A 20,559-nucleotide genomic window follows, 5' to 3' on the forward strand; every position below is an offset into this window, starting at 1 on the left:
GGAAGATGGATGAACAAACAGAGCACACAGGCCAGGAAAATAGTGAAGGTATAACGGAAGAGATGTTACACAAGTCTGCTTATGAGATTCAGAAGGAAGAAGAGGAGAAAGCGTACAGTAAGAAAAAACAAAATGAGATGTCCGACAGCATTGAGGAATCCGTGCAATATTGGCAGGAAAACGATGATATCTCCCCACGCATGAGTGAGAATAGATATACACTGCAACAGGTACTGGGGCTCGGAGAATCGTTTGACGTGAATATGAGAGAAATGGTCCTGGGTGGCAAGCACGTTGGATTGCTGATGATCACCGGCTTCGCCAAGGATGAGATTTTGCTTGAAGTGTTGAAAAGACTCACCTATCTCACGCCGGATGACGTGTCCGGACATGCACTCAAATCTTATTTTGAATGTTACATTCCCCATATTCAGGTGGAAAAAGTCGAGAAGATGAGTGCGGTCATCAACAAGGTTCTTACCGGTATGAGTGCAATGTTCGTTGAAGGGGACCGCTCGGTCTTAATTATGGATACCCGGAGTTATCCGGTACGTTCACCCGAAGAACCTTCATTGGAAAGGGTAGTCCGAGGTTCCAGAGACGGCTTTACCGAAACACTCCTGACCAATGTAACCTTGGTCCGCCGTAGAATTCGCGACCCAGGACTGAAATTTGAGATCATGCAGGTGGGGCGGAGAACACAAACCGATGTCTGCGTGGTGTACATTGACGATATTGTGGATAAAGTGCAGGTGGATTCCGTTCGTGAAAAAATTCAGCGAGTGGATATTGATGGTATTCCCTCCGCCGATAAACAGCTGGAAGAAGCGATTATCAATAAGGGTTGGAATCCGTTTCCACTCGTCCGGTATTCCGAACGACCGGATGTTACAGCTTCCCATTTGCTGGAAGGACGTGTTGTCATTTTCGTAGACACTTCCCCCAGTGTGATGATTCTGCCTACGACTTTCTTCGATCTGTGTGAGCATGCGGAGGAGAACAGACAGACAGCATTGATGGGGACGTATTTACGATGGGTGCGTTTTGCAGGGATTCTCATATCGTTGTTTTTGCTACCGCTATGGCTTCTCATGGTTATTGACCCTTCGATTAAACCGATGGGACTTGACTTCATTGGTCCGCAGGAAAATGTAAAGCTACCGCTGATTCTACAGTTTCTATTGATCGAACTTGGCGTCGATTTATTACGGATGGCAGCGGTCCATACGCCTACACCATTGGCATCGGCAATGGGCTTAATCGCGGCAATTCTAGTCGGGGATATCGCCGTCAAAACAGGATATTTTGTCAATGAGGTTGTACTTTATATGGCGATCGCAGCCATCGGCATGTTTGCCACGCCGAGTTACGAGCTTGGACTTGCCAACAGGCTGGTCAGGTTGGTTCTGTTAATCGCTGTTGCGATATTCAAGGTTCCGGGATTGGTGGTGGGCAGTACATTGCTCATATTGGCGCTCACCATTCACCGGTCGTACAATTCTTCGTATCTCTGGCCTTTTATACCGTTTAATGCAAAGGCCCTGGGCAACTTTTTATTCCGGCTTCCGTTGCTGGAAAATAAAAAACGTCCATCATTCAACAAAACCCGTGACAACACCAAAATGTCTGATGATCCAGACGGTGAACTGCGAAAAAGTAAAAAACACAAATGATCTTCCGAAAAATCCATTCATCTCGCTGCCTAATTTGATATACTGGTGTAAAATCATTGGAATAGCAACTGTTCCAGTATATAAAAAAGTGAGGAATGCAGATTATGTATTTACATGGTACAAGTAAAATAAACGCGCAAGGGCATCTGGAGATTGGCGGAGTTGATGCAACAGATCTGAAAGAACAATTTGGAACTCCCCTGTACGTTGTGGACGAGCAATTGGTTCGCGAGCGTTGCAGAGAGTACATGGAAGCATTCCGTGCTTCCGGATTGGGCTTCCAGGTTGCATACGCAAGTAAAGCATTCTGTGTAATGGCGATGTGTGCCCTTGCAGCTGAAGAAGGACTTTCCCTGGATGTTGTATCTGACGGTGAACTGTTTACTGCACTGCAAGCAGGATTCCCGGCTGAGCGCATTCATTTCCACGGTAACAACAAAACGCTGGAAGAGATCGAAATGGCTCTTGATGCGGAGATCGGATGCTTTGTTGTTGATAACTTCAATGAACTGCATCTGTTGCAGGCTGTAGCAGCGGACAAAAATCGTAAAGTAAACATTTTGCTTCGTGTGACGCCTGGTGTTGAGGCCCATACGCATGAATATATTTCCACAGGTCAAACGGATTCCAAATTTGGATTCGATATCGGAAATGGTACAGCATTTGAAGCGATTGACTTGGCTTCCAAGCAGTCTAACCTGGTATTGCTCGGTGTGCATTCCCACATCGGTTCCCAGATCTTCGAAGTTGAAGGCTTCCAGATGGCTGTTCAACGTGTTGCTGAATTTGCAGCAAGTGTATATGAGCGTCTTAATGTTGCTTTCAAAGTGGTTAACCTTGGTGGTGGATTCGGAATCCGTTATATCGATGGAGATACACCGCTTGAAGTTGCGCAATACGTGAAGGCTATTACAGACGCAGTTAAAAATCATTTTGCTCAAATCGGCTATGCCGTACCTGAGATCTGGGTTGAGCCAGGCCGCAGTATCGTGGGTGAAGCGGGAACAACGCTGTATACTGTTGGAACAAGCAAAGACATCCCAGGCGTGCGTAAATACGTTGCCGTTGATGGTGGTATGACCGATAACCCACGTCCTGCTTTGTATGAATCCAAGTACGAAGCTGTGCTTGCCAACCGTGCGAATGAGGCTGCTCAGGAAACGGTATCTGTTGCGGGTAAATGCTGCGAGAGTGGCGATATGTTGATCTGGGATCTGGACCTGCCAAAAGTGGAGAGCGGCGATCTGCTCGCTGTAGCTTGTACAGGTGCATATAACTACTCCATGGCGAGCAACTACAACCGTATTCGTCGTCCGGCTGTTGTGTTTGTCAAAGACGGTCAAGGAGATGTCGTAGTACGCCGTGAGACGTATCAAGATATCATTCAGAATGACCTGGTACCAGCGCGCATTGGCAAACAGCCAGTAACTCGCTAATTCGTCAAAAAATAATGCGTTTCTGCATTATTCAGGATATAGGGATTTTAAATTTGAAGCAGATGAAAAGGGAACTTCCTTTTTCGTCTGCTTTTTGTATATTCGGACTAAATTATGAAAAAAAGTTGCCGTTTTTTTTGCGATCCAGACATTTTCGGTGTACACTAAGAAAAGTGCTGTAATGCTTGGCCCAGGGTCATGCGTTCTGGCACCATTAACGATGGTCAATACGAAAGGAGTCATTTACATATGGCGAAACAAGCGAAAATTAAATTGGCAAACGGCGGAGAAGTTCTGATCGATCTGTTCGATCAAGAAGCTCCAAACACTGTAGCAAACTTTGAGAAACTGGCTAACTCCGGTTTCTACAATGGTCTTACATTCCACCGCGTTATCCCGGGCTTTGTAGCTCAAGGCGGATGCCCTAACGGTTCCGGTGCAGGTGGCCCAGGTTACACAATCAACTGTGAAATTAACCCGAACAAACATGAGCGCGGAACACTTGCTATGGCACATGCTGGCCGTAACACAGGTGGAAGCCAGTTCTACATCTGCTACCAACCGCAACCACATCTGGATGGACAACATACTGTATTTGGTAAAGTAACTAAAGGTATGGAGTTCGTAGACGCTTTAGAAGGTAAAGACAAAATGGAAACTGTTGAAGTTGTAGAAGCTTAATACCTTCACCTTAACTGGATCCAAACATGAAGTGCTTCTTTTATAGAAGCACTTTTTTTGTTTTTTTACATACTTGAAATCGATGATTAGAAAGGATGAATAAAACCTTGGATACGGTTACTCAGCTAAGCTTGTTAAAACAAATTTATAGTGAGCGCACGTTGTGGGATGAAGAACTGCAGGCATCGCGCCATGTCGTTCCGGATAGTCTATCCGTAAAGGATCGAGAAGCGCTTGAGGCAGCGGGGCATGAACCGAATCGATTTGTACGTCCCCAACATGATGAAACGATTACTGAGCTGAAAAAAGTTGCGAATCAATGGACGCTGAATGATGCAGCACAGGCTTTTGTCGCATCGATGTGGTCAGCACCTATGCTCTGGCGGTCATTGCTTACAGGCAAGCTTATTGCGAGCAGTATGCCAAGTCATGAACATACGCCATATCCATCCTCGAACACTTGCAAGATCTGCGGATTAAGTGTAAATCAAGCAACCGACACGACGCTGCAATGGTATTGGCGCATGACCAATGGAACCCCGTTGGACGGTGATCCTTTTGGATATGTGCTGGCACTTCGAGAGTTGGCGGCAGCGCAGGAGCTTCCAATACCCAATGATTACGACCGTTGGACATTCCGTGCGGTGTTAACGGTGCTGCGCGAATTACCTCCCAAAACACGCTACAGCAAGGCAGCAGTAGCGCTCAAGAAGGAACGTCTTTTGCCTACACAGAAGGAATATGCCTACCGTGATTTGCTTGAGACGTTAGCTCTGATTGGCATATTGGATACGCCGGAACATCCTGGAATGATCACGGAATTCACCACTTACATGCAACGTGACGCACGCCCCAATGTTCGGGTTGAGGTACAGGCGCCTCTGGCGTGGTGGGACTCATCTGTAGGAATCAATGAGAACAACCTGAACAAGATATTTCATGATTTTGATCTGAATAATATATCTCTTGCGGATAAGCCTGATGAGAGTCCAGCTGTAAAGGACACGATCTTAGGAGCATTGGAGAAGAAGAGAAGTGTTCGCGGAAAAGTACCAAAGGCATCTCCTGATGCAGGTACCGGGGAGGTACAGTCTGGAGATGTGTATGCTGTTCGGGTCCGGGAAGGTGTATGGGTGACAGTATACTGTCATGAAGTCAGAGACAAGCGTGTCATCGTTGAATATTTGGATGGTGTCTTTCCAGAGATGCCGGGAAAAGCAGATTTGCATGGAACGTTTCGACCGAGAGCGAATGGACGCTGGAAATGCTCGGCTATTGCGATTGATTCCACAAGTTGGGTCAGAAGGGTGGCAAGAGAGTTCCCGCTTCCGACTTCGCCCCTGCAAGAACCTGATCGCACTCCATTCCATAATGCCAAAGAATTAAAGCATATGGCGAGCTGGTGTTTTCCTGATATGTAGAATGCTGCGATGGATGTGAAATGTGCCTCCAAACAAAAACCGTACCTCCTTGGAGGAAGCGGTTTTTTGTTGTTTCTTAGCTTATTAAAAGTTAGTATGTGACAAAAAGGAACAAAAAACAATTGATTTTTTGGCATTAAAGTGCTAACATCCAAGTAATAACGAAAGCAATCCTTCAGGGCAGGGTGCAATTCCCTACCGGCGGTGATGCAGGAAGTGTAAGGACACATGTCCAGCACTTGATGCAAAGTCCGTGACCTGTCTGCCTGTGGCAGATGGCTGATCTGGTGTAATTCCAGAACCGACAGTATAGTCTGGATGGGAGAAGGAGAGGTGCAGACCTAACAGGTTTGCATTCAGCAGGAGTATTGCTGTACAGTCTAGATTGGTAATGTCTTGCACTGTGCAGGGAAAATCCGGTTACGCCGGACAGTTCCATACATATGCCACACTATAAAAGCTCTTTACCTGTAATTGATGTTCATTAAGGTATGTGTCTATTTTCACTTGCCCGAAATGAAGTTTTGGGCAAAGTGTTGGCGTGCTGTATCCATTTCACTCCTGCTGGTGACATTTGTCTCTCATCATCCCCATCGAACTGATTGTTCGACGGGGATTTTTTAATAAACAAGACTTTAAACCGCGGGGTGAACGGATTTGGAAATGATCAATGATGAATTTTATATGGCACTGGCATTGGATATGGCGGAACGAGCACAGGGACAGACGGGGATTAATCCGGTCGTTGGATGTGTAGTTGTGAAAGAGGGTCGTATTGTAGGCCTAGGAAGCCATCTGAAACGTGGAACCGGTCATGCAGAGGTGCATGCACTTAACATGGCAGGCAATGATGCAGAAGGAAGTACGGTATACGTTACACTTGAGCCTTGTAGTCATTATGGCAAGACGCCACCTTGTAGTGAACGCCTGATTCATGAAAAGGTGAAACGTGTTGTCGTATGTTGTGAAGATCCAAATCCGCAAGTATCCGGCAGAGGCATCAGCATGCTTCGTCAACAAGGCATTGAAGTTGAAGTTGGCGTACTGCGTGAGCGTGGAAGACGCATGAATGAAAAATTCATTAAATTTATTACAACGGGTCTACCTTTTGTGACACTGAAGACGGCTACTACTTTGGATGGCAAAATTGCTACTCGCAGCGGAGACAGCAAGTGGATCTCTAACGAGCCCGCTCGTGAGATTGTGCATGCCCTTCGTCATCGTCACCAGGGAATTATGGTTGGCGTCGACACAGTGATTGCCGATAATCCGGAACTTACAACCCGTTTGCAAGTGGAAGGCATTAGTCCAGTGCGCATTGTGGTGGATTCCAAGTTACGTCTTCCCGTAGGTGCCAAAATGGTTAAGGATGGTCTTGCTCCAACATGGGTGCTGACCACAGACGAAGCCAGTCCTGAAGCTGCTGAACGTTTGGAAGCCTATGGCGTCGAAATTATACGCTGTGGTCCTGGACCACGTGTGGATCTGTTAAACGGACTTAGCAAGTTGGGTGAGCGTGAGATTGGTTCAATTTTGCTTGAAGGTGGAGGCACCTTGAATGGGGCCATGCTGGAGGCACGGTTGGTTGATCGACTGCTCATGTTTATCGCTCCGAAGATTGTAGGCGGTTATGATACACCTGGAAGCTTCCGCTTCGAGGGTGTGGAACGTATGAATCAGGCAATTCAATTGAATCAGTTGGAGATTGAACAAGTTGGAGATAATATCAGCATTGGCGGTATTCCGGTGTGGCCTGAATAAATAAATGAATTTTAAAGAAACAAGTTAGGTTCTTTATAAATTGAACAAGGGAGGCGGCAGCATGTTTACCGGTTTGGTGGAAGAAGTCGGTCAGATCCGGCGTATTGGTCGGAAAGGCGAAGCGATGGTCCTGAATATCGGAGCTTCCGCCATCATGGACGATCTGAAGATTGGCGATAGTGTAGCAGTGAACGGCGTATGCCTAACTGCGACAACGCTGGAAGGTGGAGGTTTTACCGCCGATGTAATGCCTGAAACCTATCGCCATACCAATCTCAGTCAGCTGCAATCAGGCAGTAAAGTTAATCTGGAGCGGGCCATGCAATCCGGCGGTCGTTTTGGCGGACATATTGTTCAGGGCCATGTCGATGGTACTGGAGTGATTGGCAGTATAACACGTGATCAGAATGCAATTGTGTTTGAGATCAAGCCTGATGATCACCAGTTGTTCAAATATCTGATCCCCAAAGGATCGGTTACACTGGATGGCATTAGCTTGACCGTTGTCCATACGTCGGATACCGCATTCACGGTTTCCATTATCCCGCATACCATTGGTGAAACTGTACTAAATGTGAAAAAGACAGGGGATACCATTAATATCGAATGCGATATTTTGGGCAAATATGTGGATCATCTGCTCCAGTATGGGAGAGGACATCGGGAGACGGGTGCTGGCAAGCCGCGCAGTATCAGTGAAGATTTTCTCTCCAATCACGGATTTGCATAAATAGAGAACAGAAATTAACTGGAGGTGGACCCATGTCAGAACAATCCATTCTGGACACAATAGAAGAAGCCATATACGATCTCATGCGTGGTAAACCCGTCATTGTTGTGGATGATGAAGATAGGGAGAATGAAGGCGATTTTATCGCTTTGGCCGAAAAGGCGACACCTGAAGTCATTAATTTCATGATTACTGAAGGTAGAGGTCTGGTCTGTGTTCCGATTACACAACAACGTGCGGACGAACTTAACCTGAAACCGATGGTTCAACAAAATACGGATTTCCATGGAACAGCCTTCACCGTCTCTGTGGATCACAAAGATACGACAACAGGTATTTCGGCACATGAACGCTCTATTACCGTGAAAGGTCTGATCGATCCTGAAGCGAAAGCTGGGGACTTCCGTAAACCTGGTCACATGTTCCCGCTGATTGCAAAAGATGGCGGTGTACTTCGTCGTGCTGGGCATACAGAAGCGGCGGTAGATTTGGCCATTATGTGTGGTTCATATCCCGCAGGTGTGATCTGTGAAGTGATTAAGGAAGATGGCACAATGGCCAGACTTCCGGACCTGCAGGAGATTGCCCGCAAACATGATCTGAAGCTGATCAGTATTCAGGACATGATTCGTTACCGTAACGAAAAAGAGCAGCTGGTTCAACGTGAAGTGGCTGTACGTATGCCAACGGACTTTGGCGAGTTTCAAGCGGTGGCTTATACAAATGCTGTGGACAACAAGGAGCATGTGGCGCTGGTTAAAGGCGAAATAGATGGTTCCAAACCCGTACTTGTGCGTGTGCACTCTGAATGTTTGACTGGCGATGTATTCCATTCCCATCGTTGTGACTGTGGTCCTCAGTTTGATGCGGCACTTAAACAGATTAACGAGGAAGGCAATGGCGTTCTGCTCTATATGAGACAGGAAGGTCGGGGCATTGGGCTAATCAACAAACTCAAAGCCTACAAGCTGCAAGAGGAAGGTCTGGATACTGTGGATGCAAACCTGAAGCTGGGCTTTGCTGCCGACTTGCGTGATTACGGGATTGGCGCCCAAATTTTGAAAGACCTTGGGGTTCGTCAGATCAGACTGCTAACTAACAATCCTCGTAAAATTAAAGGCCTTGAAGGATATGGACTTGAAGTTGTAGAGCGTGTTGCGATCCAGATGGAAGAGAACGAGGACAATACAGTGTATCTTCATACAAAGCAAGCCAAGCTGGGGCATATGCTCAAGTTTGATGATATTGAGCAGAACGAAGAGTAAATGCGTTTTAGATGAACAATGTTCACCATGTAATTTATGGAAGTGATTACTTAGGGATTTCCGTTACTTACATTACATTATACCGTTAGGGAGATGACTTGAATGCCACAATTTTTTGAAGGACATTTAGTATCAGAAGGATCCAGGTATGGAGTTGTTGTTGGACGTTTCAACGAATTTATCACCAGTAAATTGCTTAGCGCAGCGCTTGATGCATTCAAACGTCACGGCGTGCAGGATGATGAAGTGGATGTAGCCTGGGTTCCAGGTGCGTTCGAAATCCCTTTGATTGCGCAGAAAATGGCGGAGAGCGGCAAGTATGATGCGGTGATTACCTTGGGAACTGTCATTCGTGGATCCACTACGCATTACGATTATGTGTGCAACGAGATGGCTAAAGGGGTAGCAGCAATTAACCTGAAAACTGGCGTGCCTACGATCTTTGGACTGGTTACAACAGAAAATATTGAACAAGCGATTGAACGTGCCGGAACCAAGGCGGGTAACAAAGGTTGGGATGCAGCTACGGCGGCAATTGAGATGGCAAACTTGACGAAACAGCTAAAATAGTGCTTATTTAATAGTAGTGCCCTGCTTTGCGCAGACGAACACGGGAAACCGGATTCGGACGGCTTAGCAGGGTTTTGTATTTTTCTGGCGGGAGGATTCGTCTAGTGACGGTAGTTACATACAAACTGGAGACTTTTGAAGGGCCTTTGGATCTGCTGCTTCATCTGATTGATAAGGCTGAAATTCATATCCAGGATATTCCCATCAGCGATATTACCGATCAATACATGGCGTATCTGCATTCGATGCAGGAACTGGAACTGGATATTACGAGTGAATTTCTGGTCATGGCAGCAACATTGCTGTCGATCAAGAGCAAACTTTTATTGCCCAAACCACCGGTCATTGAGGACTTCGAGGATTATGATTTTATGGAAGAAGAAGATTATGATCCACGTGCAGAGCTGATTGCACGTCTGATAGAATATCGCAAGTACAAGGGAATTGCGCGTCATCTTCATGAACGGGAGTGGGAACGTAGTCTTATATTTTCCAAAGAGCCCGAGGATCTGCGCCCCTATATGCCCGTAGAAGCCCAATCGAACCCGGTTGAGGGTTTACACACCTCTGACCTGATTGCAGCCTTTCAGAAGGCGCTACGTAAGGCTGAGAAGCGCACAACTGTAACCCGAATCAAACGGGATGAGATTTCGGTTAAGGACCGGATACGGGATGTCATCGGCGCTTTGGAAAGTATGGGGCCGGGAGGAAGACTGTTATTCTCCAAGTTGATGGACGAGCATATCTATCGCCATGAGATTGTTGTCACTTTTCTGGCGGTGCTGGAACTGATGAAGATGAAGCAGATTGTCTGTTATCAGGAACGGATGTTTGAGGATATCGTTATGGAGTGGAGAGGGGAAACAAAGAATCATGGATTTTCCGAAATTGAAATCGATTATTGAAGGCCTGCTGTTTTTGTCCGGAGAAGAAGGTCTGAGTATCAAACAAATCGCCGAGATCGTCGACCAGCGAGTGGAGCTTGTAACGGACGCGATTGAGGAGATGATTCATGAATTCTCACAGCAGGGACGAGGTGTACAGATTCTCAAGATCGCTGGTGTAGTTCAGTTGGGAACCTTGCCTGACCACGCTGTATATTTCGAGAAACTGGCATACTCTCCCGCACGCACGTCCTTATCCCAGGCGGCTCTGGAGACGCTGGCCATTGTGGCGTATCGTCAGCCGATTACACGGGTAGAGATTGAGGAAATCCGCGGTGTAAAATCGGAGCGGGCCATTCATACGCTTGTGAATAAGGATTTGATTATTGAAGTGGGACGAGCCGAGGCGATCGGACGACCAATTCTGTACGGAACGACCAAGTCATTTCTGGATTATTTCGGACTGGCTTCAATTAAAGACCTTCCGGAACCAGGCTTGTTCGAAGATTCGGAAAACCTGGAGGAAGAGACACAACTGTTATTCAACAAACTGGATCTGCAACAACTGGAACCGGAAAGTGCTGATCCGGCGGATGATCTAAGTCATATCGACAGCGAAGATGATAGTACGGATTCTTCACTCTAATTTGCAAGCTCATACTAACCGACACCCATCAGTGGAGTCGGTTTTTTTGTGCATTGTTTTAGAAAAATGGTGGATAGAATAGTTTCTAAATAAATATGAAATGGGATTTTTAGGTCAGACGTGAATTTTTTCCTATTCAGAGTGTCATACTAGACGAGAAAAGAATTGAGGGCTTGGAGGTAAGGCCTGTGTGGATTTGGCTTGGAGGAATCGGTTTGTTGTTCGCATTGCTGATTGCCGCAGTCCTCATCTCAAATGTTCATGTACATTTTACATTCAGTAAACATAAAAGTGATGATTACGCCAATATTAATGTTCGTTTTCTCTATGGAATTGTGCGGATTAACTATGAGATCCCGAGTATTGTTTTCCGCAATATGAAGGAAGGTTTTCTGGTCAAGACCGAACAATCCATGAATCATTCGAGAGGCGAGGCCCAGGGAAGTGAGCGGGTCAACAAACGTAAAGTCAAGAAGTGGACTAAAGATGTGAAAATTATGCTTAGGGCAACGGACGCGCTCAAGCTGTGGCTTAAGCAAACACTCACACGCGTACATATGACCCAACTGTCCTGGGCAACCCACATCGGCGTTGGTGATGCAGCATATACAGCGGTGCTGACGGGCTGGGTGTGGAGCATCAAGTCCATTATTATTGGTTTTCTAACCTATCAGATCCGCTTTGATGAAACACCCGTGCTTCAGGTTATGCCGGTATGGTCCGATGAAATGGAATTTAGAACGGAGCTCGATTTCAGAGCGAAAATTCGGATTACAGCCGTTCTGATCGCTGGAGTTACACTACTCACCCGTGTGCTTCAAGTCGAAGGCGGATGGCGGATGTGGTTCAAGCTTCTTCAGGAACAGCGCCGCAGGCATAAGGAGAAACAAAAGAATAAGCTAAGTGGGACAACAGTATAAAAACCCATCATAGTCGGTCTGTTTTTGGGAATGTAAGGTTGGGGTTTGGTGAGTGTATTTAAAATGCTTATTACATAAGTCCCTTCAAGTTTGGGGATGATATGGTTAGATCAAACCTAGCTTACATTGAAACTGGAGGGAATTTAAATGTCAGATCATCCAATTCAAGGTTTAATGGAAACTGCTATGGAGAATATCAAGGCCATGGTGGATGTCAATACAATTGTTGGCGATGCAGTTGAGACACCAGATGGTACCGTGATTCTGCCAATCAGTAAGGTGGGATTCGGATTTGCTGCCGGTGGTAGTGATTTTCACGTTAATGGAGAAAGTAGTGGCAAAAGTGGTGCTACGGGTACCTCTGCAGAACATGCGAGTTCAGCTAAAGTTGCTTCTCCGTTTGGTGGCGGTAGTGGCGGCGGTGTATCCATACGTCCTATTGCGTTCCTGGTGGTAGGTAAACAGGGGGTACACATTGTACCACTTGATAACTCCACACATCTGTTTGAGAAACTCATTGACTCCACCCCTTATGTTCTGGACCGAATTCAAGGCATGTTCCAACGGAATACAACACCAACGAATACTACAGGTGTACCGGTTACACCAGATCCATCAACGTATAGCTGAATCATTTCGTCATGATCCCTCCCGCATCCAAGCGGTGAGGGATTTTTGCTGTTTGTATAGCGGATGGTGAATGTTTTTTCGGAGGTTTTTGTATTCCATGAGACTTATGTCTGTGATCCGCCTAACCTAGACATGAAATAGGTTATTGAAGGGGGAACGTTAATGCACAGAGACACCGTTTTTATGGTTTTGCTTGGCTGGCTACTATCTGCAGTCGTGTATTTGGTAGGAGGAATTGATCACCTGTTTATTGCAGTGACCATCTTTGTGGGGTTGGATTACATCACAGGGGTGCTGTCTGCATGGTATAGGAAGGAGTTATCCAGCAGGGTTGGATGGTGGGGGCTTGCTCGTAAGTCATTGACATTTGTTTTTGTCATTATTGCACATCAACTGGATATGGTTGCAGGCAATTCCAATGATTTTATGAGAGATGCAATGTTAATGTTCATTATCGGTACGGAAGGAATCAGTATATTGGAGAACCTGGGGAAACTGGGCCTGCCTGTACCGAAGTTTATCACTTCAGCTCTCTTTAAGCTTCGAGGCAATGAAGATCAAGTTGAAGACGAGGGGAAGATGTAATGTTACAGATCATCAAGGATTACATACCTGTGAATAAATACAGCCGAGCTGGACTGAAATTAAAAGCAAAACGTGGGATTGTGATGCATTATACGGCTTCTCCTGGGGCGCCCGCCAAGAACATTAGCAAGTACTTTGCAAGTCTGGCACAGCAAGATTCCAATAAAGCAGTGAAAGGTCGTTATGCAAGTGCACATTACTCGGTAGATCGAAATTCGATATATAACAGTCTCCCGGATGATGAACTAGCCTATCACTGCGGGAGTGCAACATACACGAAGGAAGCTCTAGCCGAACTTGGGACATATCCGAACAATAGTACAGTGGGCATTGAGATGTGCATTGAAAAGGATGGCAGTATCCATGAAGATACATTCAATAACGTTGTAGACCTCGCGGTATACCTAATCAGGGAACGGGGCTTTCCACCCGTCTTCTTCACACACAAAGAAGTGGTTGGATGGAAGGAATGCCCACTGCCATGGATTAAACAACCAGGTGAATATGAAAGATTTAAGCAAGCAGTACATATAAAATTAAACCCACTACAAGAAGTAGCAGTCACGGAGGATGATGATATGAATACGGTTCTGGATTATGCACAATGGGCTTGGAATGAACTTGATCAGTTCATTGGAGATGCCTACAACGACAAGGTGATTGAAGATTGGGCATGGGTAGAGAAGGTACGCAAGAAGAAGTTAACCTATGGAGAATTGTTGTTACTGAAGGTTTTAATTGATGAGCGCAGACGTAAAAAGTCCTAACCGCGAGAGCAGTGCATATTGATTAGGAGCTAAGGATGCCTGCTGGTTAACCAGGAGTTAAAGTGTGCCGGATCTTTCAAAAAATAAAAATGTTGTATAATCACGATATGATCAGGATACTCAAGTTCATATTGGGTCTGAATCGAGGATTCATCGATGACTCCAATAACCGCGAGTTGATTTGTTTCGATCACATGGGGTGTTGTGGGTGAGCTCATACAACCATCCTTTCGTTTATTAAGTCAGAGTCAACAGGGGCGATGGAGATGTCCATGGTCCCTAGATGACCTATACGAGGCAGGATGGAGAAGGTTAAGCTGATCCGGTTCAAAACGGGTTCAAACTTCTTAAATATAAAAAAGCAGAACCCCACGTCGAATGTGATGTGGGGTTCTGCTTTTTTAACTACTCTTTTGAGAAAGTGTCCAGGGCCTCATCTGTAAGATGGAGTTCTGCAAAAGCCCTGCATATCTTTTGGAAAGATCTAATCGTATTTGTCTCGTACAACATCTCAATGGGATCAAGGCCCAACATAACAAGCGAATCCACAAGTTCTGTCTGATCTACTTCCGCATGGTGGAGCGCTTCAAGCATGGTTTCAATAACTACTAAAAATAAAATGGCTTTATTCACTGTCTCGATTGGTGTCCCCTCCTTCGTAATACTACTAGAATAAGCGGAGGAGGACGGAAAATAACGAGAAAGTCCAATTTCTCAGTGATGAATCTATTCAATCTAAAAGTGTGGAGAGAATATTTGGTTGATGTAAATTAAAATCTGATGATAAGCTCTCTCCTTGTATGTAAGATTAAGCTTTTTCGTTTACTTCGTGGATAATGGAATCAATTAATTCATCATCAATCAGAGTGCTAGCTTTTTCGAGTGCCAACAGAATACCTTGTGGTTGTTCAAAAAAGACTGTTGAGAGAATAGGGGCAACCTCATCTAGATTAATCTTCTCAGCTTTGACCATACTGATCAAGGCAACTACGATCTCATGTCCCTCCACGTTACCTTCCATAAATCTTGTTCTTAGATGAGTTGCTACTATTTCGGTCTTTGACTGCGAGTACGCCATTACATTTCCCTCCAACGGTTTGAATATCTTAGCAGAGCTCCTCTTCATGCAAGTTTAAACCAGGTTAGATTAGGAGTTATCTTAACAATAATAAGGCAGATAGTTTAAATTATCAACAGCCACTAAGGAGATAAAATTCGATTAGAATAACAGTTTTATCCAGTAAAAAAGACCCGGAGAGGGTCATTTTTTGGGTCTGCCTTCCCAATAATCAGGAAATCCGTTGTAATCCCATGCGTTCAGATTTTCGCTGTCGGCTTGAATGGCAACATCTGCTCCGGAACCAAAGTCAACACCTACGGTCTGCAGTTCTTTGGCCTTAATAACCAGTACCTTACCGGGTGCACCTGCACACACCAGAGCAAGCTTCCACGGTGTCTGTTGGTAGATATGTTCCATTTGTTTGGATGCTGTGCTCACATGAGACCACGAGGGGCAGTCCACCGTTCCCACGATGCTTGTCCACCCGTATCTCCGCTCCAGAACTTCTCGATATTGCTCGGCCTTGGCTCCGCAGATCAGAATAGGCATGGTCTTGAAAGTTTCATAGAATAACTTGAATCGGGCGATGTAATTATTCTCAAAAGCATAGAAGGTCTCCTTGGGTTCAACTTTGTAATATGCAAGGCACATATCGAATAACGGTTTGAAATACCAGTGATCTGTCTGGGTCAGATGTCCGACGTAATCCGCTTTTCGCAGGCAGTGTACAATAATTTCTCTCGCACTTGCATTGGGTAAGGTTATCCCGCAATAGGTAGGATCGTTCAACCAGCCGTAATGAGACTTGATGAAATCCATAGTCAGAACGGTATCGTGGGCCAGAATGGTGTTGGAAGCATCCCCAAATCGAACAGAAGCATGGGCTTCTCCATCAGAGGCCATTTGGAACCAGTTGTGGATTAATTCTACACTCCCCAGCATGCAGGTCACCTTCTTCCGATGTGTGAATAATGGTTTCTTTGGTATACATATTCATCAACTCCTTCTGTACTAGAATAGGAAAAATGTTTCGTTCTCTCTCTTCTTTTGAGGAATCACTCCTTTTTTGTTCCACGTGCGAAGGTTATTGAGGAACAGTCTAGACTATGTAAAAAGGGAGAGGGGATGGACTGTGAAAAACGTATTTATAGGTAGCCCTGTGCGAAACCGGGCTTGGATTATGGAACGGCACTTGCAATCACTTGAGCAACAAGCAGTGCAGAAGCATTATATGTACATCCTGAATGATAGTGAAGATCAGACGGAGCATATCCTTGATTGTCATCAGATTCCTTATCTTACTCATAATCTGGGGAGAACATATGGTCATATACGTGGACAATATTCCTATCACAACCTGGCGTTGTTGAGGAATATGCTCCTGGATGAGTTTCTAAAATCGGACTGTGATTATCTGTTCTCGATTGATACGGATATCCTCGTTCCTGAGCATAGCCTGCAGCAGTTAATGGATAATGACAAGGATGTATGCGCCATGCTTATACGGAATCATCCAAAGTTGAAGGCTCATAATGCCATGATCGGCGGAAAACATATACCTGAATTCAAAGCGGGTTTGTTCCCGGTAGAACTGACAGGTGCCGTATATTTGATTAAGCGTGAAGTGATCGAAGCAGGGGTTCGATATGGTTCCCATCCAACAGGTGAAGATGCACCATTTTGTGAGCAAGCTAGAAGAATGGGGTTTGAACTGTTTGTAGATACTCGGTTGCGTCCCGTTCATGCCTATGCGGAAGGGGTGGAGTTGATTGCTCAATTGGCTACTTCGTAGAAAACAACGAGAAAATCCGGTTTTTGAAAGTATAGAAATGACCATTGTCTACCCGCCCGCACTTGACTGGAACCTCTTGTTCCAACGTCCTCAGCAATTGATGACTGCCTTTTCCAATATTCCAGGTATACGGGCTATCTTTATCAATGAAGAAACGTACAGGAAGCAGAGCCGCCCGATTGAAAAGTTAAATGAGGATCTGTTCCTTGTGCAGAAAGGTGTGAACTACGATCACCTGATCAAAGGAAAGAAGGTACTCTGGTTCTCGAATCCAGGTCAGTACAATTATTCGGATGGCCGGAAGTTTGATTTTACCGTATTTGATTACCTGGACAATTCGGCTGATGAGTTTGCTGTGTGGAAATCCTACATCCCAAAATGTTTTGACCGTGCAGATCTTATTGCGACGACTGCCAAGGTGATGTACGAGGCACATAAACATGACGGCAAACCAATCTTTATGTGCCCTAACGGGGCAGATTACCAACATTTTGAGAAAGCGCGGGCCATTCTGCCCAAACCGGCGGACTTCCCCGATGTTCATGATGGGCAAAAGATTGTGGGTTTCCACGGGGCAATGGCATCGTGGGTAGATTATTCGCTGATTACCGCTATTGCAGATAAAGGTTATCGTGTTGTTTTGATTGGAAACAATGCCCTCTATCAAAAAAACATTGTGCATTCCAATGTGACTTGCCTTCCGCACAAAGATTATAAAGTGCTTCCGGCCTACATTGCTCAATTCGATGTCTGTATCGTGCCATTCAAGCTGACAGAGATGATCCGGGGCTGCGATCCGATCAAGTATTATGAATATTTGTCTGCGGGCAAACCTGTGTTGACAACGCGTATGGAGGAAATTGTTCATAAGTACAGCGATGTAACTTACTTTATGAATCAGCATAATTGCGGGGTGATGTTGGAGAAAGCGATTCGTGAGAATAGTGCTTCCAAAATTGCGGCAAGAGTAAGGGTGGCTAAGTCTAATAGCTGGGATGGCAGGGCAATGGATGCCGTAAAGATGATTAATCAGGTCATAGGAGGTATGAGAAATGAAAAAGATATTTAAACGAATGTTTGGTAGCCAATCGACTACACCAACAATTGAGCTTGAAGAAATAGAGATTGACGCGACGGAGTTCAATGTTACGACCTACACCCCAAACACGGATACTACGATTGTATATCTTCCTGCGATCGATTTCCATAGTGAACGATTCGGGCGTCGACCACAACGGCTGTTAAAAGCACTCGCGGAAGTAGGCTACAATGTAATATATATCAACTCCAGTGATGAGTTCTATCAGGTAGATGCCTTGGAGTATCCATATCCAGAGATTCCAAACTTTGTTGTAGCCCGTGTGGGCCATAATGTCCGTACGCTGTTTCAAGGTGATCGCGTGATCTATTGGGTGAACGATAGCCGGCTGGCAAGTTCTGTCGAGACAGCCTATCCTGATCTGGTTGTATTTGATTCGTTGACCGATCCGGATCAGTACGAGAAGCACAAACACAAGATGGAAGCTGTTGCTGACGTTGTCTTCATTACACCTGAGAGAATCTATGAGCATGGCAAATACTGCTCACATGTTCATCTGGTTACTGCCGATGAATTTGAGATCAAGGAACGTGCGGAACAGGTAGCGCAAATTATTGATGCTTTGCCAAACAGAACGGCCCCTCTAATGTAGGGGTCTTTTCTTTGATCGTATATAGGCCTTTTCCTTTTGCAAAGATGACGGGGCTAATCGTGCTTCAATATATTTCGTTTACATTATCGTTAGGGAATGAAGATAGCGTTCTACACTATAAAAAGCAGAGACGGCGAACAGCCAGACGGGTTAAACGAAGGATCTCCCGATCATCAAGTCATTTAACCTGATCACGGCTTAAGCAAGTCTCCGTAGCTAAAATTAAATATTATCCTAAGGAGTGGACTGTTCAATGGCTAAAAAAATGATTATCAAAGGTGTAGGTACGTTTATGGCTAAACGCCTTCCAAAAGATCCGATGGGCGAAATTGAGGTAGTTACCCTGGGTACCCTGCAAGATCTGAAAATTGACCTTAACGTGGAGCTTGAGGACATCTTTGGTGGTGACGGTTTGTTCGCCATTGATGTACTGGTGAAGTCCAAATCGATTGAAGTGTCGGCAACAGATGCCAAATTCGATCTGGATGCGATCCAGCTGATGATGGGTTCAACGGTACAAGAGCAAGTGAAGTCTTATGTATGGGTGCTGAATGAGCAGTCTACAGTGGCTGCAGGCGTATCCAATTCTGGCTTTGCTGAAGCCAAGCCAAAATATGCAAGTAAAATCTATGGAAGCAACGGTGGCATCACGGTTCGCCTCAAAGATTCCAACACATTGCTGAAACAACTCACTTTAAAAGGAACGGCCGTGGAACCGAATGCGTTCTTCTACGACGAAGCAAATGGTGTAGTCATCCTGAATGCGGTCCATATCGATAAGGAGATTGTGCTGAACTACAAACGTGAAGAAACTGTAGACATGGTTGACCTGTTGGTTGACGAAGTACCATTCCCAATCTCTGTCGTTCATCACGGTACGTTCCAGCAAAAAGATGGTTCGTATGCAGGTGTTGAAACCGAGCTGTACATGTGCCGTGCAAAAGGGACATTCAGTATCAATGCCCAGCGCGCTGCCGCTTCTGCATCTGCAATCTCCTTGCAGATTCTTGATCCGGAACGTGCTGACGGAAAAATCGGCAGTATCAAACGTTTCAGCGCACCAAGCAAGATCTAATATCTAAATAAGGTTGATTGCTCCTGGCAAGGTATCAAACGGCATCTGTGTCCTCCCCTTCACAGAGCCTTGCCTTGCCAGGTTTTTTATTATATGGGGGAGAATGTCCTGGGGAGGTCTTTAAATTCATGGAAACAGAACAAGAAAAAGCCGAGCGTGAGCTTGCGGAAAAGCTGAATGAGGAAGCGGCGAAACGAATCAAAGATGATCCGGAAAACAAACGGGTGACTCCGGAGGAAGTGGAGGCTGCTGAGCGTGCATTCTTTGAAGATGATGAGATTATTACGCTGAGGGATCGACGGAAATATCGTATTCCGCCATGTAACCTGAAGGATGCCCGCCGTCTGATGAAGTTGCTGAAAACGGTGAATATCGATGCCATTATTCTTAACTTCATTCCGACTGAGAATGATGAACTGGATGAAAAGCGGCAGCAGGATTTATTTGATGTATTGGCAATGGCATTCAAAAACTATCCACATATCGTGACCAAAGATGAGCATGGTGAGTATATCATCAATCGAGAATATCTGGATGAGTACCTTGATCTGAACACAGCTCGCAAAGTCATTGATATGCTCATTGGACTCAATGGTTTAAAAAAGTAGAACGCACCGAGGGGGAGTCTTTGGAGGGAACCGAAATCCGTGATACGGAAACACAGGAGCCCGTTCACTGGGGAGAAATCTTCTTCACCCTCCATAAACACTGTGGGCTGAACAAGTGGGAGATTTGGGAGTACACACTCCCTCAGGTTGCGGAGCTGTGCAAGTCAGCCGAGAAATATATTCAATTTGAGGTTGAACTTATGACAGCACCTCTTCGCATGTTCGGTGGCGGTGGGGGCGAGGAAGTTGAAGAAGATGGGACCGTCAGACGGAAAAGAACCTTCAATGACGAGGATTACACAGAGATATCAGAAGATGATATCGGTATGCTTGCACAAGCGCTCGGAGGATAAGAGAGAGACAT

General features: G+C 45.5%; 24 protein-coding genes and 1 riboswitch. Of the genes, 20 read left to right on the forward strand and 4 right to left on the reverse strand.

Annotated elements, in window-relative coordinates:
- Positions 1-5: 5 nt before the first annotated feature.
- The 14 genes from MHI14_RS11085 to MHI14_RS11150 all read left to right on the forward strand — a co-directional run bounded on the left by MHI14_RS11085 (position 6) and on the right by MHI14_RS11150 (position 13,969).
- Positions 6-1,673 carry a spore germination protein gene (locus tag MHI14_RS11085; RefSeq protein WP_091028877.1) on the forward strand — a complete coding sequence of 556 codons (1,668 nt, stop codon included), beginning with the start codon at positions 6-8 and terminating at the stop codon, positions 1,671-1,673.
- Between the two features lie 104 nt (positions 1,674-1,777).
- Positions 1,778-3,109 (forward strand): diaminopimelate decarboxylase, encoded by a 1,332-nt coding sequence (lysA, locus tag MHI14_RS11090; RefSeq protein ID WP_017687645.1) that lies wholly within the window; start codon positions 1,778-1,780, stop codon positions 3,107-3,109.
- A gap of 249 nt (positions 3,110-3,358) precedes the next feature.
- Entirely contained in the window at positions 3,359-3,790 is a 432-nt protein-coding gene (locus MHI14_RS11095; RefSeq protein ID WP_017687646.1) for a peptidylprolyl isomerase, read from the forward strand.
- 107 nt (positions 3,791-3,897) lie between these two features.
- Entirely contained in the window at positions 3,898-5,211 is a 1,314-nt protein-coding gene (locus MHI14_RS11100; RefSeq protein WP_341130305.1) for a hypothetical protein, read from the forward strand.
- 167 nt (positions 5,212-5,378) lie between these two features.
- Positions 5,379-5,545: riboswitch (FMN riboswitch) on the forward strand.
- A 323-nt stretch (positions 5,546-5,868) separates the two neighbouring features.
- Complete coding sequence (gene ribD, locus MHI14_RS11105; protein ID WP_341130306.1) at positions 5,869-6,972, forward strand: bifunctional diaminohydroxyphosphoribosylaminopyrimidine deaminase/5-amino-6-(5-phosphoribosylamino)uracil reductase RibD; 1,104 nt, start codon at positions 5,869-5,871, stop codon at positions 6,970-6,972.
- Positions 6,973-7,033: 61 nt separating this feature from the next.
- Positions 7,034-7,702: a riboflavin synthase gene (gene ribE, locus MHI14_RS11110; protein WP_036607839.1), complete on the forward strand. Its 669-nt coding sequence runs from the start codon at positions 7,034-7,036 to the stop codon at positions 7,700-7,702.
- Positions 7,703-7,734: 32 nt separating this feature from the next.
- Complete coding sequence (locus MHI14_RS11115; RefSeq protein ID WP_133385394.1) at positions 7,735-8,967, forward strand: bifunctional 3,4-dihydroxy-2-butanone-4-phosphate synthase/GTP cyclohydrolase II; 1,233 nt, start codon at positions 7,735-7,737, stop codon at positions 8,965-8,967.
- 102 nt (positions 8,968-9,069) lie between these two features.
- The gene (ribH, locus tag MHI14_RS11120; protein WP_017687651.1) at positions 9,070-9,537 is read left to right on the forward strand and encodes a 6,7-dimethyl-8-ribityllumazine synthase; all 468 of its coding nucleotides are present in this window, start codon (positions 9,070-9,072) and stop codon (positions 9,535-9,537) included.
- A 104-nt stretch (positions 9,538-9,641) separates the two neighbouring features.
- Positions 9,642-10,442: a segregation and condensation protein A gene (locus tag MHI14_RS11125; RefSeq protein ID WP_076328266.1), complete on the forward strand. Its 801-nt coding sequence runs from the start codon at positions 9,642-9,644 to the stop codon at positions 10,440-10,442.
- Positions 10,411-11,067 (forward strand): SMC-Scp complex subunit ScpB, encoded by a 657-nt coding sequence (gene scpB, locus MHI14_RS11130; protein WP_249913478.1) that lies wholly within the window; start codon positions 10,411-10,413, stop codon positions 11,065-11,067. The genes MHI14_RS11125 and scpB overlap by 32 nt, the downstream gene beginning before the upstream one ends.
- Before the next feature lie 188 nt (positions 11,068-11,255).
- Entirely contained in the window at positions 11,256-11,987 is a 732-nt protein-coding gene (locus MHI14_RS11135) for a DUF2953 domain-containing protein (RefSeq protein WP_249913479.1), read from the forward strand.
- Between the two features lie 147 nt (positions 11,988-12,134).
- The gene (gene ytfJ, locus MHI14_RS11140) at positions 12,135-12,617 is read left to right on the forward strand and encodes a GerW family sporulation protein (protein ID WP_036607830.1); all 483 of its coding nucleotides are present in this window, start codon (positions 12,135-12,137) and stop codon (positions 12,615-12,617) included.
- 162 nt (positions 12,618-12,779) lie between these two features.
- Positions 12,780-13,202, forward strand: a complete 423-nt coding sequence (locus MHI14_RS11145) for a phage holin family protein (RefSeq protein ID WP_341130307.1) — start codon at positions 12,780-12,782, stop codon at positions 13,200-13,202.
- The gene (locus tag MHI14_RS11150; RefSeq protein ID WP_341130308.1) at positions 13,202-13,969 is read left to right on the forward strand and encodes a peptidoglycan recognition protein family protein; all 768 of its coding nucleotides are present in this window, start codon (positions 13,202-13,204) and stop codon (positions 13,967-13,969) included. The genes MHI14_RS11145 and MHI14_RS11150 overlap by 1 nt, the downstream gene beginning before the upstream one ends.
- Before the next feature lie 29 nt (positions 13,970-13,998).
- Here the strand turns inward: MHI14_RS11150 and MHI14_RS11155 are convergent, their stop codons facing one another.
- The 4 genes from MHI14_RS11155 to MHI14_RS11170 all read right to left on the reverse strand — a co-directional run bounded on the left by MHI14_RS11155 (position 13,999) and on the right by MHI14_RS11170 (position 15,971).
- Positions 13,999-14,187: a hypothetical protein gene (locus tag MHI14_RS11155; RefSeq protein ID WP_341130309.1), complete on the reverse strand. Its 189-nt coding sequence runs from the start codon at positions 14,185-14,187 to the stop codon at positions 13,999-14,001.
- Positions 14,188-14,374: 187 nt separating this feature from the next.
- On the reverse strand, positions 14,375-14,602 hold the full coding sequence (locus MHI14_RS11160; protein WP_133385388.1) for a hypothetical protein: 228 nt from the start codon (positions 14,600-14,602) through the stop codon (positions 14,375-14,377).
- A gap of 175 nt (positions 14,603-14,777) precedes the next feature.
- Positions 14,778-15,047: a hypothetical protein gene (locus tag MHI14_RS11165; protein ID WP_133385387.1), complete on the reverse strand. Its 270-nt coding sequence runs from the start codon at positions 15,045-15,047 to the stop codon at positions 14,778-14,780.
- Positions 15,048-15,230: 183 nt separating this feature from the next.
- Positions 15,231-15,971 (reverse strand): GT-D fold domain-containing protein, encoded by a 741-nt coding sequence (locus MHI14_RS11170; RefSeq protein WP_133385386.1) that lies wholly within the window; start codon positions 15,969-15,971, stop codon positions 15,231-15,233.
- 190 nt (positions 15,972-16,161) lie between these two features.
- Here MHI14_RS11170 and MHI14_RS11175 point away from each other — a divergent pair, with 190 nt between their 5' ends.
- The 6 genes from MHI14_RS11175 to MHI14_RS11200 all read left to right on the forward strand — a co-directional run bounded on the left by MHI14_RS11175 (position 16,162) and on the right by MHI14_RS11200 (position 20,548).
- Positions 16,162-16,821, forward strand: coding sequence for a glycosyltransferase family 2 protein (locus MHI14_RS11175; protein WP_341130310.1), 660 nt, complete (start codon positions 16,162-16,164; stop codon positions 16,819-16,821).
- A 37-nt stretch (positions 16,822-16,858) separates the two neighbouring features.
- Positions 16,859-17,890 carry a glycosyltransferase gene (locus tag MHI14_RS11180; RefSeq protein WP_341130311.1) on the forward strand — a complete coding sequence of 344 codons (1,032 nt, stop codon included), beginning with the start codon at positions 16,859-16,861 and terminating at the stop codon, positions 17,888-17,890.
- A complete protein-coding gene (locus tag MHI14_RS11185; protein ID WP_133385383.1) occupies positions 17,874-18,512 on the forward strand; it encodes a hypothetical protein in 639 nt (212 codons plus the stop codon). The genes MHI14_RS11180 and MHI14_RS11185 overlap by 17 nt, the downstream gene beginning before the upstream one ends.
- A gap of 253 nt (positions 18,513-18,765) precedes the next feature.
- Positions 18,766-19,587: a hypothetical protein gene (locus tag MHI14_RS11190; RefSeq protein ID WP_076328277.1), complete on the forward strand. Its 822-nt coding sequence runs from the start codon at positions 18,766-18,768 to the stop codon at positions 19,585-19,587.
- A gap of 128 nt (positions 19,588-19,715) precedes the next feature.
- Positions 19,716-20,195 carry a hypothetical protein gene (locus MHI14_RS11195; RefSeq protein ID WP_076331342.1) on the forward strand — a complete coding sequence of 160 codons (480 nt, stop codon included), beginning with the start codon at positions 19,716-19,718 and terminating at the stop codon, positions 20,193-20,195.
- A 20-nt stretch (positions 20,196-20,215) separates the two neighbouring features.
- Positions 20,216-20,548, forward strand: coding sequence for a hypothetical protein (locus MHI14_RS11200; protein ID WP_223199730.1), 333 nt, complete (start codon positions 20,216-20,218; stop codon positions 20,546-20,548).
- The last annotated feature ends 11 nt before the right edge of the window (positions 20,549-20,559 follow it).

This window comes from Paenibacillus sp. FSL K6-2393 (assembly GCF_038002545.1).
Taxonomy (GTDB): domain Bacteria; phylum Bacillota; class Bacilli; order Paenibacillales; family Paenibacillaceae; genus Paenibacillus.

Coding starts and splice junctions, on each gene's coding strand:
- MHI14_RS11195 (WP_076331342.1), top strand. CDS start 19,716: ATGGAAACAGAACAAGAAAAAGCCGAGCGTGAGCTTGCGGAAAAGCTG.
- MHI14_RS11185 (WP_133385383.1), top strand. CDS start 17,874: ATGAAAAAGATATTTAAACGAATGTTTGGTAGCCAATCGACTACACCA.
- MHI14_RS11165 (WP_133385387.1), bottom strand. CDS start 15,047: ATGGCGTACTCGCAGTCAAAGACCGAAATAGTAGCAACTCATCTAAGA.
- MHI14_RS11180 (WP_341130311.1), top strand. CDS start 16,859: ATGACCATTGTCTACCCGCCCGCACTTGACTGGAACCTCTTGTTCCAA.
- MHI14_RS11095 (WP_017687646.1), top strand. CDS start 3,359: ATGGCGAAACAAGCGAAAATTAAATTGGCAAACGGCGGAGAAGTTCTG.
- MHI14_RS11155 (WP_341130309.1), bottom strand. CDS start 14,187: ATGAGCTCACCCACAACACCCCATGTGATCGAAACAAATCAACTCGCG.
- MHI14_RS11190 (WP_076328277.1), top strand. CDS start 18,766: ATGGCTAAAAAAATGATTATCAAAGGTGTAGGTACGTTTATGGCTAAA.
- MHI14_RS11150 (WP_341130308.1), top strand. CDS start 13,202: ATGTTACAGATCATCAAGGATTACATACCTGTGAATAAATACAGCCGA.
- ribH (WP_017687651.1), top strand. CDS start 9,070: ATGCCACAATTTTTTGAAGGACATTTAGTATCAGAAGGATCCAGGTAT.
- MHI14_RS11115 (WP_133385394.1), top strand. CDS start 7,735: ATGTCAGAACAATCCATTCTGGACACAATAGAAGAAGCCATATACGAT.
- scpB (WP_249913478.1), top strand. CDS start 10,411: ATGGATTTTCCGAAATTGAAATCGATTATTGAAGGCCTGCTGTTTTTG.
- MHI14_RS11085 (WP_091028877.1), top strand. CDS start 6: ATGGATGAACAAACAGAGCACACAGGCCAGGAAAATAGTGAAGGTATA.
- lysA (WP_017687645.1), top strand. CDS start 1,778: ATGTATTTACATGGTACAAGTAAAATAAACGCGCAAGGGCATCTGGAG.
- ytfJ (WP_036607830.1), top strand. CDS start 12,135: ATGTCAGATCATCCAATTCAAGGTTTAATGGAAACTGCTATGGAGAAT.
- MHI14_RS11170 (WP_133385386.1), bottom strand. CDS start 15,971: ATGCTGGGGAGTGTAGAATTAATCCACAACTGGTTCCAAATGGCCTCT.
- ribE (WP_036607839.1), top strand. CDS start 7,034: ATGTTTACCGGTTTGGTGGAAGAAGTCGGTCAGATCCGGCGTATTGGT.
- MHI14_RS11145 (WP_341130307.1), top strand. CDS start 12,780: ATGCACAGAGACACCGTTTTTATGGTTTTGCTTGGCTGGCTACTATCT.